The sequence below is a fragment of the Bartonella grahamii subsp. shimonis genome (assembly GCF_036327415.1).
In the GTDB taxonomy this organism is placed as follows: Bacteria; Pseudomonadota; Alphaproteobacteria; order Rhizobiales; family Rhizobiaceae; genus Bartonella; species Bartonella shimonis.
On sequence record NZ_CP123961.1, the window covers coordinates 399,305 to 414,017 of the forward strand.

General features: G+C 35.2%; 13 protein-coding genes and 1 pseudogene. 7 read left to right on the forward strand and 7 right to left on the reverse strand.

Annotation, left to right across the window (positions count from 1 at the left end; translation table 11 throughout):
- Positions 1-57: 57 nt before the first annotated feature.
- Positions 58-831: a Bax inhibitor-1/YccA family protein gene (locus QHG57_RS01950; protein WP_330169359.1), complete on the reverse strand. Its 774-nt coding sequence runs from the start codon at positions 829-831 to the stop codon at positions 58-60.
- A gap of 635 nt (positions 832-1,466) precedes the next feature.
- On the opposite strand from QHG57_RS01950, the pseudogene QHG57_RS01955 reads away from it, so the two are divergent.
- Positions 1,467-2,012 (forward strand): annotated as a pseudogene (locus QHG57_RS01955) (helix-turn-helix domain-containing protein).
- An 876-nt stretch (positions 2,013-2,888) separates the two neighbouring features.
- Here QHG57_RS01955 and lspA read toward each other — a convergent pair.
- The 5 genes from lspA to ihfB all read right to left on the reverse strand — a co-directional run bounded on the left by lspA (position 2,889) and on the right by ihfB (position 5,929).
- On the reverse strand, positions 2,889-3,392 hold the full coding sequence (gene lspA, locus QHG57_RS01960) for a signal peptidase II (protein WP_330168411.1): 504 nt from the start codon (positions 3,390-3,392) through the stop codon (positions 2,889-2,891).
- Positions 3,382-4,236 (reverse strand): TrmH family RNA methyltransferase, encoded by an 855-nt coding sequence (locus QHG57_RS01965; RefSeq protein ID WP_330169360.1) that lies wholly within the window; start codon positions 4,234-4,236, stop codon positions 3,382-3,384. The genes lspA and QHG57_RS01965 overlap by 11 nt, the downstream gene beginning before the upstream one ends.
- A gap of 2 nt (positions 4,237-4,238) precedes the next feature.
- Complete coding sequence (locus QHG57_RS01970; RefSeq protein ID WP_330169361.1) at positions 4,239-5,171, reverse strand: class I SAM-dependent methyltransferase; 933 nt, start codon at positions 5,169-5,171, stop codon at positions 4,239-4,241.
- A 175-nt stretch (positions 5,172-5,346) separates the two neighbouring features.
- On the reverse strand, positions 5,347-5,643 hold the full coding sequence (locus QHG57_RS01975; protein WP_330169362.1) for a lipopolysaccharide assembly protein LapA domain-containing protein: 297 nt from the start codon (positions 5,641-5,643) through the stop codon (positions 5,347-5,349).
- A gap of 7 nt (positions 5,644-5,650) precedes the next feature.
- A complete protein-coding gene (gene ihfB, locus QHG57_RS01980) occupies positions 5,651-5,929 on the reverse strand; it encodes an integration host factor subunit beta (protein ID WP_012754445.1) in 279 nt (92 codons plus the stop codon).
- Positions 5,930-6,113: 184 nt separating this feature from the next.
- Here ihfB and lptC point away from each other — a divergent pair, with 184 nt between their 5' ends.
- The 6 genes from lptC (at position 6,114) to rlmN (ending at position 13,266) form a co-directional block, all read left to right on the forward strand.
- Entirely contained in the window at positions 6,114-6,758 is a 645-nt protein-coding gene (gene lptC / locus QHG57_RS01985) for an LPS export ABC transporter periplasmic protein LptC (protein WP_330168415.1), read from the forward strand.
- Positions 6,759-6,834: 76 nt separating this feature from the next.
- The gene (locus QHG57_RS01990; RefSeq protein WP_330168416.1) at positions 6,835-7,434 is read left to right on the forward strand and encodes an LptA/OstA family protein; all 600 of its coding nucleotides are present in this window, start codon (positions 6,835-6,837) and stop codon (positions 7,432-7,434) included.
- Positions 7,435-7,440: 6 nt separating this feature from the next.
- Entirely contained in the window at positions 7,441-8,235 is a 795-nt protein-coding gene (gene lptB, locus QHG57_RS01995) for an LPS export ABC transporter ATP-binding protein (protein ID WP_419196336.1), read from the forward strand.
- Between the two features lie 911 nt (positions 8,236-9,146).
- A complete protein-coding gene (gene ptsN / locus QHG57_RS02000; protein WP_012754449.1) occupies positions 9,147-9,611 on the forward strand; it encodes a PTS IIA-like nitrogen regulatory protein PtsN in 465 nt (154 codons plus the stop codon).
- A gap of 1,882 nt (positions 9,612-11,493) precedes the next feature.
- Positions 11,494-11,997, forward strand: coding sequence for an invasion associated locus B family protein (locus QHG57_RS02005; protein ID WP_330169363.1), 504 nt, complete (start codon positions 11,494-11,496; stop codon positions 11,995-11,997).
- A gap of 42 nt (positions 11,998-12,039) precedes the next feature.
- Positions 12,040-13,266 carry a dual-specificity RNA methyltransferase RlmN gene (rlmN, locus tag QHG57_RS02010; RefSeq protein ID WP_330168417.1) on the forward strand — a complete coding sequence of 409 codons (1,227 nt, stop codon included), beginning with the start codon at positions 12,040-12,042 and terminating at the stop codon, positions 13,264-13,266.
- A gap of 787 nt (positions 13,267-14,053) precedes the next feature.
- Here rlmN and QHG57_RS02015 read toward each other — a convergent pair.
- Positions 14,054-14,701, reverse strand: coding sequence for a LysE family translocator (locus tag QHG57_RS02015; RefSeq protein ID WP_330168418.1), 648 nt, complete (start codon positions 14,699-14,701; stop codon positions 14,054-14,056).
- Positions 14,702-14,713: the final 12 nt, after the last annotated feature.

Genomic DNA, 14,713 nt, shown 5'->3' on the forward strand with positions numbered 1-14,713 from the left:
AAAGAACCTTGTTTCTAAAAGAGACAAGGTTCTTTTATTAAGTTATGATTTTTGTAATCAATCACGGTTTGAGCCAAGAAACTGTAGCAAGAAGACAAACATATTGATGAAATCAAGATAAAGATTCAACGCGCCCATAATAACTTTACGTCCTTTGGCGTCGCTTCCATCTCCTTCATAATACATCAACTTAATGTTTTGGGTATCGTAGGCTGTTAAACCAGCAAAAATAAAAACACCAATCACAGAGATAGCAAATTGCAAAGCACTTGATCCAAGAAAAATGTTCACAATCATGGAAAGCAACAAGCCAATCAATCCGATGAATAAGAATGAACCGATTGCTGTGAGATCACGCTTTGTTGTGTATCCATAAAGTGAAAGAGCTCCGAAAGTTGCGGCGGAAATGACAAAAGTTTGCACGATGCTTTCCGTCGTATAGCGCAAAACGATTGAAGACAGTGAAAGACCAACCAGAGCAGCATAACCAAAAAAGAGGCTACGAGCAGCATTTGTGCTCAATGTATTAATTTTAAAACTAAGGAATAAAACTGCTATGAGTGGTGAAAACATAACAATATAAGAGAATGGCGATGTATAAAATGTTACTCCAAATGGTGTCAGATAAACACTGCTATTGATTTGAGCTGCTGCTTGGCTCATATCTGTTGTCGTTGCTAATGATACAATTGCGTAAGCGGCAGCAGCTGTAATAAGCAAACCAATGGCCATTGTATTGTAGACACCCAACATATAGTCGCGCAATCCCTGATCAATTGATGCATCGGCGTGAGAAGTAGGCGCCGAACGTAAATTTTTAAAATTAGCCATAATATAAAATCCTTTAGCATATGTTCCGTCAGGTATAAGGCTTTAAAAGTGTCTCTGTCATTACACAAATAAACTTAGCATAAGCCTTAATTGGGCAAATACAAAAACCCTTAAGAATCACTGACAAAATTCCAGCATATCTATTTCTATTATGGAGATTTATTTAAAAATTACAAGAGATTTATATAAGCAAGGAACCTTACAAATTGGTAAGGAAACGGCTCATTTTAATGAAAAATATTTCCATTTTTCACCATATTTTTGCAAGATAAAAAGGTTATACTTAAAGCTTTTTTATTATTCACAAAAACTATGTAATACAATCCTTTATAAAATATCCACTATTTTTGCGTTTATGAGAAGAGCGGCAAGTATCATCATACTATTTTTCAATCTCCAATATTGCATCTGTTTTGTATGGTTAGAAGAGCTATTGAATAAAGTTTTGTATAACATATTGATATATAATGATAAATTTTATTTTGAAAGCTAAATGGTACTCCGAATATCGTAAGATTCTCTGGTTGCAAATCTGTTTATGTTAAATTAACCAAGATTATTGACTTGCTTGTGTCTTACAAGAAACATGGTTTTAATGGATTCAACATGAATGTTTTTGTAAACAGTTTTTTGTCATTTGGAGTGATTTTAGGGCACTACCTGAAAGAAAACCACAAACAGAACTTGCAAAACGCCTACGTGAAGTACGAAGAATACTCGGAAACGAAGAACGAAGCATTTTTGCGCAACGCCTTAATTTACAACGCACTACTCTTGCCAATTATGAAATTGGAGTACACGAGCCAACATCCTCAGCAATTAACGCCTATCATAGAGTCTATAACATTAATCCTCATTGGCTCGTTACGGGTGAAGGCGAGATGTTAGTAGCATGGCAAAAGCGAAAGCAACAGGCTTTAAATCACAAACTATCCCTGCTGGTCTGATAAAAAAACTTGGGCGAATAGCTTATAGAGCCTATCGCGATGAAAATATAAAACTCCCCCCCTGAAGATATAGCGGAACTCGCAGCTGAGCTTTGTATAAAGTTGCAAGAGCTTGTTCAAAACATCAATGATATGGAAGAAATAGAGCTTACCTTTCCTCTTCTAAAACAGCATTTAAAGCGTCAAATAGAGGCTGAAAGCACACATCTAGAAACCACACAAGATACGGCTTAAGACCTCTCTAATATGAAAAATGAAAGTGGAAATCTTTTTTGGTCATTTTTTGCTTATTTTGGAGCCTTTTTCGTATTTTTGGATTGATTTTTGTCAAAGGGTCTTCAAAGGCGGTTTTCTGGGCTTTCACAGACTTTTCAAAATTTTTCAAAGGATTTTCAAAGACCTTTCAAAGCCTTCTCTCATTTTTACGATAAAAACGCTCTTTTAAATACTCTTTTTTGATTTTCGCTAATTTTCGCAATTTTAGGTGTTAAAATACAATTTCACAAAGAGTGCATTTAATGGTAAAAAATAACCATAAAAACAACAAATTACCACGTGTTGTTACCTAATCCTACCTTTTCCCACTTGGTATAAAATCTACTGTAAAACTACAATGAACAGATTCAAAATAAAAAAATTTGGGCTATTAAGGGCTTTGGTTCAATATGAAAAACGATAATTTATATTTATAAGCAATAGGTTGCTTTAGCAAGACACCATTTAAAATAGCTGAAAAAATGTTTTTTATTAAACATATATAAAATAAAAAAGGAGAGTTTTTTACGAAGCACTTAAGAAAGGCTTTGTAAAAAACAATATCTGTAAAAACTAAAAAAACATACGAAAAGCAAATAATAGAACTTTAAAATACTATAAATACTTTCTCTCTAAATTTGATAGAGGACATACGGATAAAAATATTGATTTCTATTTGAGTTTATTTCTTTTGCATTGACCAAGTGTAGAAATGTAAAGTTAAAAAATAAGATTTTATAATTTTATGAAAAAAAACACGAGAAACTCTTAGCTGCAAGAATTATCCAAGAAAAATCAATTTATAATCAGGCTTATAATGGTCAATAATCTTTGTTGTCTAAGGCAATGAGCATATCAATGAGAAGGTGTATTGTCGGAATGACGTTTTACTTTTATCCAAGTACGCAATTCTTCAATAAGGATGGCAATAACACCGAGAGTGATAAAACTATCTGCAAGGTTGAAAATAGCAAAATAAAAAATATCATCAATATGAAAAAGTATATAATCAGTGACATGATGAAAGCGAATACGATCAATAAGATTGCCAATTGCTCCCCCAATAATAAGAATAAGACCAAAGCGCATTAAAGACTTATTATATTCAGTATTTTTCCATAACCATAGAAGGAAGATAATTACAATGATCGTGATGGCGATGATTCCCCAGTGAGAAAAGGAAGAAAAAAACGAAAATGCAATACCAGAATTACGCACATGATAAAGGGAAAGAAAAGGAATAAGTGAAATTTCTGTTCCTAAAGGCATATTGTGCATAATCCAGTATTTGACAGCCTGATCAAGTACTACTGTAAAGGCCAAGCCAAAGAGAAGAAAAGAAAGTGATTTACGAATCATATTTTTCCTTACATGGTTCCAGTATTAAATAGGGGCGACGAATTTCATAAAGCATAACAGCTGTTGCTACAGCTAGATTAAGCGAGTCTGCACGTCCGCTTTGTGGAATACGCGCAAGTTTATCACACCGATTTGTAAGAAGATCTGATAATCCTTGTTTTTCATTCCCCATTAAAAGGATAATAGGACCATTTTTGAAATCAAGAGTGCGATAATCCATAGATCCTTTGAGATGTGTTCCAACGATTATACCTTTAAAGTGAGCAGACCAGTTTAAAAAGACGTTTTCATCAAAACGATAAAGTGGTACAGAGAAAATAGATCCCATGGTCGCACGGACCGTTTCAGGAGAGAAAGGGTCTGTTGTTTCGCCAATTAAAATAACACCTTTAGCACCCACAGCATCAGCAGTTCGAATAATGGTACCAAGATTTCCAGGATCACGCACACGATCAAGCGCGATATAAACATCTTTAGCTTGTCCTTTTATCATTTCAAGAGGTTGCCATTTTTGCTTGAAAATACCAATAACTGTTTGTGGATTATCGCGTCGGGCAAGTGATTCCATAACCTTTTGTGAGGCTTTAATAACAAAACCACCATTGGCTACAGCACGTGCAGCAGTATTTTCGATAGCAGCATTACCAATTTTACTTTTAGAAAAAATAAGCGTCTGTATTGTCCAGCCGAGATCGAGAGCATTAATGACTAATTTTAATCCCTCTGCCATGAAAAGACCTTCTCTATTACGGTTTTTCTTTTGGCTAAGTCCCTTAAGATCTTTTATGATGGGGTTGCTAAGAGAGGTAATTTCTTTCACTCTACCAGTTTTTGGTCTACACATATTCAAGCAATCCAACGGCTAAAAAGAGAAGTAGAAAGAGCACGTCCTGCAACTTCTTCACGCAAAATGAGTTCTCCTGATTCGACCGTACCACCAAGATTTACAAATGCATCACGCATTAAAGCATGAAGTGCAAAGAAGGAAGCACGAATAGAATAAGCTGTAAGGACAATAGAGAGCGGTTTATCAGAGAGAAGTTTACGACAATTTGTGATCATGGCGGGTAAATGATCAAACAGTTGCCAAACTTCACCATGGGGTCCGCGTCCATAAGCGGGGGGATCAAGAAGAATCATATCATAGCTTTTCTTACGACGTAGTTCACGCTCGACAAATTTCATAGCATCATCGCAAATCCAGCGAATAGAATGATCTGATAATCCTGCTCTTGCTTGATTAGCTTTTGCCCATGCAATGGCTTTTTTAGAAGCATCAACATGGGTAACATTCGCGCCCGCTCGTGCTCCAATCAAAGAGGCGATACCTGTGTAGCCAAAAAGATTTAATAATTTTATAGGGCGTGAGGCTTTAATGATTTGTTCTTCCATAGAACGCCAATGGGCATCTTGCTCAGGAAAAACGCCCACATGACGAAAGGAAGTAAAACGGCCTAGAAAAGACAATCCATTCCAAGAAAGAGGCCATGTTTCATCAAGTAGCTTTTTAGGAAAATGCCAACGACCAACCCCTTCTTCATCACGGTTTCCTGTGAAAATAGCATCAACATCAGCCCATTGTTTTTGTGATAAAGCTGGTTTCCATAGTGCTTGGCCTTCTGGTCGAATAATGCGGTAAGCTCCATAACGCTCTAATTTTTGTCCATGACCAGAATCAATGAGAGCATAGTTTTCACTCATACCTGTTTCTAAAATAAGAGGCAACTTTTCCTGCGGATATCTATTATTGTGGGAGGGGTGAAAGCATTGTGCGGGCATGTTTTGTATCACGGTACATGAGGTATGAAAAATCATATTATAAAGCTCTTAAATGTTTCGTAAAAGTGCAAAAGAGCTAAAGTCAATTAAAACATGTATAGAAAAAAGAAAAAGAGCATCTTTAACCCTGTATTGAATATAAAATACAGAGAGAAAAGGTTTTATTAAACCACCATTACACCAGATTTGTGATAGACGTTTTCAATTTCTCGATCTCGGCTTTACTTTTTTTGAGAGCTTTTTTGCATTTGTGATAGGAAAACCAACTGATCAGATTTCCTAATAAAATACCAAAACCAAAGAAAATAAAGAGCCATATAAAGAGCGGAGCATGATAAGTAAAACTTTCAGAATCTGCTCGAAAAGGATCAAGGGTTAACGGAACCATTTGACGATTAGCCACAACAAAAACAATCAAAAACGTTGTGAGAATCACACCAATACTTATTAGAAGAATACGTTTAATTATCATAAGTTTCTCACTGATTAAGACGATCGCGTAAATCCTTGCCAGTTTTAAAAAAGGGAATCCACTTTTCTTCAACAGAAACGGCTTCACCTGTTCGTGGATTACGCCCATTACGGGCTGAACGGCTTTTTACAGAAAAAGCTCCAAATCCACGAAGTTCAACGCGATTGCCATTTGCAAGCGCTGTTGAAATTTCCTCAAAAATAGCGTTTACAATATTCTCCACATCCCGTTGAAAAAGATGCGGGTTATGACGAGCGATAATTTGCACAAGCTCTGATTTTACCACAATAGCCTCACTTTCACACAAAAAATTTTTTATAATTGTGCACTTCATGCATATTACAATATATAAACGGATAAAAGCAAAATAAAACCAAGAAAAAACAAATTGCAAGAAACAAAATTTGAAAATACCTTCTATAAAGGTTATACAGATTAAAAATGTGGAGTATTTAAGAGATTAGGAGAGTATGTTCGTACACAATCATTATGAAGCCTTTTCAACGCAATCATCTTTTGGAGATGTTTTTAAAAAAGCATCTCGTCATTCGCGTCGCATTAGCATATTAAAAATTTTTTTGCCCCTCTTCGCGTTGATTTTAGCGCTGGTTTTTTGTTGGTTTACGTTTTTTTTGGTTCCTGTCACTTCTGATTCTATACCTTTGAATAATGAAGAAAGTGGCGTGATGAATTTGACGATGCTCAATTCAAAATTAGAAGGGTATACGCGTTCTCATGAACCTTATTGGCTTAGAGCAGAAAAGGCATTTCAAGACCATATACACCCTGGAATGATTGGGTTGCAAAACATTACGGCTAAAGCATCGATGGGCCAACAAAGACAGGTTTTTCTCGCAGCACAAGGGGGCATTTACGATAACATTAATGGTTTTTTGCAGTTGGACAAGCCATTCACCATTACAACAAATGATGGGATGATGGCACAATTTATGTCAGCTAGTATTAACTTATCTGAGGGACAGTTAAAAACAGATCAACGTGTTAATATTCAGCAAGCCGGTTTGCATCTTGCCGCAAATGCCTTACAAATTCGAGAAAAAGGAAAAAACATGTATTTCCATGGTGGTGTGCATTTAGTGCTTCAAAAGCAATGACGCAATATCAATACGAATCTTTAAAGGATATTTATAAAGAAAAGTATGTGTATATACAAACAGAAGAATTGAAATAATGAAATCGTACAAAAGATGGATAGGTGTGACGTTGGCTTTTAGTATGGGAATGTTAGGAGGGGGAGCAGTTTCAGGATATGCTGAAGTGGCCCATTTTGGAATAAGTCTATCAAGCGACAAAGAACCGGTAGAACTTCATGCAGATTCTTTGGAAATACGTGATAAAGAAGGGATAGCGCTTTTTAAGGGTGATGTTTCAGTGGTGCAAGGTGAACGTCTTTTGAAAACGGCAAAATTAGTTGTTTACTATGATAAAGCATATAAAGAAATTGATAAAAACAAGGAAGATACAAAAGCATCATCTGTTTCTTTATTCGGTTCGTCGAGTATACAAAAAATGGAAGCTTTAGGGAAGGTTTATATAAAAATTGCTACGCAAATTGCTACGGGTGAAAAAGGCGTTTTTGATGGAAAGTCAAAAATGATGAGTTTGACAGGGAATCATGTTGTATTAACTGATGGTGACAATATAGCCACGGGGTGCAAACTAACGGCAAATATGGACAGCGGAAAGGCTTTTTTAGAAGGTTGTGAGACGCCTAAGAAAAAAGGTCGTGTTTCTATCATTTTAAAACAAAATCAAAAGAATGGCCATTAAGATTTCATGTTTGGAATCAAAAGAAAAAAACAGACCGATAGGTATAATCTTAAAAGTGAAGCTTCAAAAAATCCCTTAAAAGGGACTTTAATTGCCAGTAATTTAATTAAAGTTTATCGAGGACGACGAACTGTTAATGGTGTTTCTTTTGGCATTCGTACGGGAGAGGCCGTTGGCATTTTAGGACCCAATGGGGCAGGTAAAACAACTTGTTTTTATATGGTTACGGGGCTTATAAAATCTGATGGAGGATCCATTAAAATTGATGGATTTGATATTACGCATCTTCCGATGTATCGACGTGCGCGTTTAGGTATTGGATATCTTCCACAGGAGGCTTCTATTTTTCGTGGCCTTTCAGTAGAAAATAACATTAAAGCTGTTTTAGAGGTCGTTGAAAAAGATCGCTTGAAACAACGTGAAGAGTTAGATAGCCTTTTACATGAATTTAAAATTGATCATTTACGTAAAATGTCTGCACTTTCATTATCTGGAGGTGAGCGTCGGCGACTTGAAATTGCGCGCGCTTTAGCTTCTCGTCCCAATTTTATGTTACTCGATGAACCATTTGCAGGAATTGATCCTATCGCTATTTTTGATATTCAACAACTTATTCGTCATTTAACACAACGTGGTATTGGTGTTTTAATAACAGATCATAATGTGCGCGAGACATTAGGGCTTGTCGACCGCGCTTATATTATTCATACAGGGCGGGTGCTAGTTCACGGTTGTCCTAATGATATTATCAACAACGTTGATGTACGCAGAATTTATTTGGGAAATCAGTTTTCTCTTTGATTTTACAGCTTTCACGAGTTTCCATTTAAGTTTAACCAAACGTTATTACTGAAAATTTCCTTATTTATGCCAAAACTTCTTTTATGACTATAACCTCAATGTTTTTGTTGAGTGATGGAAAAGGCTTCATCATTAAAGGGTTAGTTTGTTGTTTTATAAGTTTAGCTTACTCACGATTGTATCATAGAAAAGATGTCTCTAGATTAACTTGATAATGAGTGATAAACGAAGCTCTCAATAAATGCGTGTGTTATTGAAAGGTAAGAGATATTTATCATATTTTTTTCTTTCGAATCAAATGATATATCGATAATGCTGTTTTAGGTATTTTGATGGAAGCACCGGTTATATATTGCGGTTATACAATAGGAGTTGTCGTATTTTATTGGTTTATATGGCCTATTTAAAAATAGGAGCTCGGCTACAGATATCAGACTAAATCTATAAATCTTTTAAAATAATCATTAAATCTCTAAAAACCTTTATATTCTTGTTATAAGGTGATGTTCAAGCTATACAGTAATTTTCAAAGTAAAGGTCCATTTTGCTTAGTATGCTTTTCATCTTAATTTAAGGGCTCATTTTTAAAGAAAGAAAAACTCTGATGGCGAATTATACATCAACTCTTATGACAAGTTTAATAAATTTATGAATAATGATCTTTTCTGGAGTCGTAAGGAAATTAACTTTATGAATAACTTCATTTCTTTGTTTTCTCATGCCGTTAATGAGGATCCGAATACTATTTATTGTCGTGTTAAAAGTGATATGAGATGTATTGAACCACCACCCATTATAAATTGAAAAGTAAAAACACATGCGATGTTGCGAAAAGTAAAAGAACATTAAGTATCTATATCATTTATAGGTTTATTGATAAGCATTTGAGCGTGTAAGAGGAAAATTAAAGTATGAATTTGAGTGAGTTAATAGCACCGGAAGCGATTATTCCGGCTCTTAAGGCTAATTCGAAAAAACAGGTTCTACAAATTTTAGCCGAAAAAGCTTCCAAGTTAACAGGTCTTAGTGAGCATGTGATTTTTGATGTTGTTTTACAGCGCGAGAAGCTTGGTTCAACAGGTTTGGGTGGAGGTATTGCAATACCTCATGGAAAATTACCTGATATTAATCGGATTATTGGTATATTTGCACGTCTTGAAAGTCCTGTTGATTTTGAAGCTCTCGATGACGAACCTATAGATCTCGTTTTTCTCCTTTTAGCACCTGAAAATGCTGGTGCAGATCACTTAAAGGCTTTATCACAGATCGCACGTGTTTTGCGTCACACTGATGTTGTGCAAAAATTGCGCAATACGCATAATGCTAATGCGCTTTATGCTTTACTGATTCAAACTTCAGAATCAAATGCAGCTTAGACGGTATTATGAGTGTATCAGTTGCAAAGTATACACCACAGAACGTAGAAAATAATATAACTTTTATCTTAAAAGACTGATAACAAAAGGTTATGTCATGCAATTTTGAGAAGTCGTTTTTAAGCGCCCCTTTTTTAAAGAGCGAGCAACAAAAACGAAGTACTTATCTTTTCTTGTTCTTGTATATTAAAACATCTAATCATTATACTTTTTGGATTTGTTTATCCTGTTATACTGTAAAAAGCTATCATTTGAGGTGTGGAGAGATGAGGCATGTAAGTCTCCTTAATATATTAAATGCTTTTAGAATGTGTAGTAAATATTCTTAAGCAGGACTTGTTTGTAGAGCTTTTGGTTAAGTGAATCATATAAGTGGAAAGACAAGAGGAAACCACTCTACAAGAATCCAAACTTTTTTCAGTCCAGATTGGATTAAGAATCTTCGCTCCTTAAAAGCGGGAAAGAAATCAACAGGAAAGTTTATTTGCGCATTGAATTTTTTCATAAGTTGAGTTTGAATGTTTAGGGATAATATTTTAATGCTCAAGAAGAAATAAGAGATATATTGTATCCTCATTATAGCAAGATATTGATTTTAAATATAATTCACTATTTTGCATGTTGGATGAGAGATCTGAATATTGTAAGATTCTTTCATTCCAAACCTGTTTATATTGAATCAATCAAAACCATTTGCTTGCACGTTATAAATGGAATTAGCGTGTGGATAGAAACTATACAAGAAAGGAGTAAAAATACTTCTTATAAATCGTCTCAAGTACTGAAGGTTATAGCAAAACATTAGGAGCTGGAAAATAGCGTGATGGTGCCGGTTTGCTTCTTCACAAGGGGAGAGATTAACTATTTTATGGATCTGTTTCAGATGTCAGCTGTTGTATAGAGCTCATGCTAAAAAACAATTTTGTACGGTAAAAATGAAAATTATAGCTTCAGGTTGGGTAAAAGAGCTTTATGTATGGGAAGATTTCTTCAGATCCACTTTAATTGATTAAAATGTTGTAAAAAAAACGATAAGGTTAGAATTGCTATAGAAAAAGGTTTTATATTTTTGTTTATAAATTACTTAGAAATAAGATAAGAAAACTTTCCAAAAATTTTTAAGAAGTATTTTTATAACAGAAAGAAAAATATCGTCTAATACATTAAAATAATATGACTTAAGCTATTATAAGCTACTAAACTCATTTTAGAAATTAACAATTGAAAATGAAATATATAAGGAAATAAGATCAAAAGAAACAAAGTTGTATGTGATTATTGAGATAGAATCTAAATTCTTTATGCTTTATTATTAATATCTTGATAATATTTTATTGTTTTTACAAGCTCTTTTGAAGATTGAGAAAAAGTGTTATCGGGACGATATTGTATACGAAGTGTGAATGCACTATAATGGGTGAAAGGTTGAGTGTTTTTCGAACATAAATGTATTGAATGCATAAAGTCGAGAAGTGATATTCGCAAGGCGATGAAGCTTTTTTGGGGGGCGGGGTGTATTTTCAAAATTTTGCATCAGATTGCTTGTGATATAAAGAGTATGGTTTATTTCTTAACAGAGTGATGGTATATTTTCATCTCGTTTTGAAGTTCTATAGCTTAAAGAAATCGTTTTTATACAAAAACGAAATGAGTAGCGTAAAATGAAGATGTTATTTTTTAATGTGATTATTGAATAAGAAGTTTATATTTTGGTAACGATTAAAAGGTCATAATGGAACGTGGAAATCTATCCTGTTTAATATGAAAATATTTCGTTTATTGAAGGAATTAGGACAATGACACATGAATATCGAGGAGTTTTTGTTGAATTTTTCCAATGAAGAGAATCTTGTTAGAGACTAAAGAAGTGAGCTAAAAGAAGATGTTTGAAAAGACTGTTATTGCTGCATCTGTAATGGTTCTTGTTACAGCGGGAGTGGCATATGCACAAACGCCAAGCCGTTTAAATCAATTTGAAGCGTGGGGAGCCTATTCTTATAAATCGCCCAAAAATACGATTTGCTATGTTTTATCGGTACCTTTGAAGGCTCTTCCAACGACAGTTAATCATGGTGATAACTTTTTCTTGGTTACCAAGCGTTCTCATTCACCTATTTCGTTTGAACCGCAGTTTATGGCTGGTTATACCCTTCAAGAAGGGTCGAGAGTAACGGTGACCATTGGGGGTAAGGACTTTGATTTTTTCACGAAAGATTCCTCAGCTTGGTTGGCGTCATCAGAGCTAGAAAAGCAGCTTGTTTCTGCTATGCGTGCAGGAAGCAATATGACAGTGAAAGCGATATCAAAACGAGGAACGCATACCACTTATACTTATTCCTTAAAAGGGGTCACTGCTGCATTAAATACAGCTCAAAAGTGCCATTAAGGTTTCGATAATTTCTAGAATAGTGATGTGAATTGGAAAGCAATGGCCATTTCTTATGACCTTAGACCTGTTGGTTCATGTTTTGCGCGAGAAACAGATAATGTGGTCGTGAAGGAGAGTTCTAAGCTCTCTTTAATTGGTTTGTCGCAAGATGAGATGGTGCAAGCTTTAAAGGCCGTTGGTGTACCAGAGCATCAAACGCGTATGCGTGTGCGTCAGCTTTGGCATTGGCTTTATGTGCGTGGTGTTTCAAATTTTGATGAGATGCTGAATATTTCTAAAGCAATGCAAGAAACACTTAAGTGCCATTTCTCCATTGCGCGTCCAGAAATTGTTGGAGAACAAATATCAAAAGATGGTACGCGTAAATGGCTCTTACGTTTTCCTGCACGTGGAGCTGGAAGGCCTGTTGAAATTGAAACGGTTTATATCCCTGAAGAAGGACGTGGTACTTTATGTCTTTCATCGCAAGTAGGGTGTACGTTAACTTGCTCTTTTTGCCATACGGGAACGCAGATGCTTGTTCGCAATCTGACTGCGGAAGAAATTTTAGCACAATTATTGGTTGCACGTGATTGTTTGGGTGATTTTCCTGATAAAAATACCCCTGATGGGGCAATAGTTCCCATTGAAGGTCGTAAAATTACCAATATTGTTATGATGGGGATGGGAGAACCTCTTTATAATTTTGAAGCTGTTAAAAAAGCTTTATTGATTGCTTCTGATGGCGATGGGCTTTCTTTATCAAAACGTCGGATTACGCTTTCAACCAGTGGGGTTGTTCCTGGAATTATCCGAACCGGAGAAGAAATTGGTGCTATGTTGGCGATTTCACTCCACGCAGTACACGATACATTAAGGGATATGCTTGTTCCCATTAATAAAAAATATCCGCTTGCTTTACTAATGGAGGCTTGCCGTAATTATCCTGGTCTTTCTAATGCAAAACGAATCACTTTTGAATATGTTATGCTGAAAGATATCAATGATAGTTTAGATGATGCTAAGCGATTGATTCGGTTATTGAAAGGGATTCCTGCTAAGATCAATTTAATCCCTTTTAATCCGTGGCCAGGGAGTAATTATCAGTGTTCTGATTGGGAGCAAATCGAGCGTTTTGCTGATGTTGTTAATCAAGCGGGCTATGCTTCTCCTATTCGGATACCACGTGGGCGCGATATTTTAGCAGCATGTGGACAACTTAAATCAGCTTCAGAGCGTTTACGGAAATCTGAACGTTTGCGACTTGAAAATGCCATTGGTCATTAGTTAATGCAACTTTCAGCGATATTAAAGCCTATGCTTTTTTTCAGTAAATCAGCATATAATAGCATTATGTGAAACAGAGATTAAGATGGATAAGTGCGAGACGAACAGTTTCAGCTTTTATGTGCTCAATAGGGAGAAAGATATCGCATAAAGTCTGTTTGCGTAATCTCTGAAATGAGGAGGCAACCTCATTTAGAGGGAATATGAAGTTTTAAAGGTCTTAACTAATTTTCACTTTATTATCATACCCTTTAATTCTATTTTATGTCTTTTAAAAGCATCTACGGTAATATCTTTTAAAAAATAGAGATTGCGCATTGCCTCACTCTTTTGTTTGTTGCGTTCTTTAACAATTATTACGCCTCACACACAAAATTGAGTGTCTAAAATATAAATACCATTGTGTTGTCTATTGACATGTTTTTAAAAAAGCATTTCTTAATGTACTGCCCATCTCATAACAATGCTTGAGAAGAATATAAGACAAAAGCCTCTGTGAAATTATGATATTACCCCGCCTTTACGTTTAATAAAAGCGCCAAGTTGGTACCGCCATTTTATTGTTCAACTCCCAATATTGTAACGCTTTTGGCACTTAAGATGGTTCATAAAAGGTATTTTTATTTTTTTCTTAGATAGTTTTTATACACACGAAAACCCCCGATGCGCTTATAACGTACAAGGGAAAGATATTGTTTGATTCAACATAAACAGATTTGAAATGAGATAGTTTCACAACATCACAATATTTAGAGTTCTCATTTAAATTAAAAACGATAAATTACATTTATAAATCAATGTTTGTAACTATAAGAAGATGGAGGGCAAAGCTAGTAAAAGTACCAGCAATAAGCCAGTCGAGAAAGCGAATATAAAGAGGATTTTTCTTGAGAATTTTGGTAAGTTTATGCGCTGTAAAAACGATAAAAATTGTAATGGGAAAAGAAATAGGAATATAAGAGAGTCCTAAAAAAAGTAGCTTTTGTGTTGCCATAGGATCGTTCGCATTAATAAATTGTGGTAAGAATGTTGCGTTAAAGAGTATAACTTTAGGATTTAAAAGATTAATTCCAATACCAGCAAGATAGTTACGTTTAGCGCTTTGAGATTTAGAAGATGTCTGTTCAAAGGAAAATGTCGGATTTCTCCGTAACGCTTGAAAGGAAAACCATAAAAGATAAAAGGCACCAACAATTTTTAGAAGAATAAAAGTGTGTGGCGCAGCAAAAATAAGTGCTGATAAGCCAAGTGCTACAGCGGTAACCTGAATGGCAAATCCTGTTGCACTACCTAAGGCGCACATAATTCCAGCTTTTTTGCTTTGTGTAATGGTTCGTCCTACAGAAAGCATCATATCAGGTCCTGGAATAAGTGCTAAAATCAACGATGCTAAAGCAAATTGTACAACAATAGACCACTCCGGTAGAAATGACACGTAAATCTCCTT

What these genes read in the sequence shown, in the direction of transcription:
- QHG57_RS01965 (WP_330169360.1), bottom strand. Translation starts at nt 4,236, where the DNA reads ATGTGTAGACCAAAAACTGGTAGAGTGAAAGAAATTACCTCTCTTAGC.
- ptsN (WP_012754449.1), top strand. Translation starts at nt 9,147, where the DNA reads ATGAATTTGAGTGAGTTAATAGCACCGGAAGCGATTATTCCGGCTCTT.
- lptB (WP_419196336.1), top strand. Translation starts at nt 7,441, where the DNA reads ATGTTTGGAATCAAAAGAAAAAAACAGACCGATAGGTATAATCTTAAA.
- QHG57_RS01970 (WP_330169361.1), bottom strand. Translation starts at nt 5,171, where the DNA reads ATGCCCGCACAATGCTTTCACCCCTCCCACAATAATAGATATCCGCAG.
- QHG57_RS01990 (WP_330168416.1), top strand. Translation starts at nt 6,835, where the DNA reads ATGAAATCGTACAAAAGATGGATAGGTGTGACGTTGGCTTTTAGTATG.
- lspA (WP_330168411.1), bottom strand. Translation starts at nt 3,392, where the DNA reads ATGATTCGTAAATCACTTTCTTTTCTTCTCTTTGGCTTGGCCTTTACA.
- QHG57_RS01975 (WP_330169362.1), bottom strand. Translation starts at nt 5,643, where the DNA reads ATGATAATTAAACGTATTCTTCTAATAAGTATTGGTGTGATTCTCACA.
- QHG57_RS01950 (WP_330169359.1), bottom strand. Translation starts at nt 831, where the DNA reads ATGGCTAATTTTAAAAATTTACGTTCGGCGCCTACTTCTCACGCCGAT.
- rlmN (WP_330168417.1), top strand. Translation starts at nt 12,040, where the DNA reads ATGGCCATTTCTTATGACCTTAGACCTGTTGGTTCATGTTTTGCGCGA.
- lptC (WP_330168415.1), top strand. Translation starts at nt 6,114, where the DNA reads ATGTTCGTACACAATCATTATGAAGCCTTTTCAACGCAATCATCTTTT.
- QHG57_RS02005 (WP_330169363.1), top strand. Translation starts at nt 11,494, where the DNA reads ATGTTTGAAAAGACTGTTATTGCTGCATCTGTAATGGTTCTTGTTACA.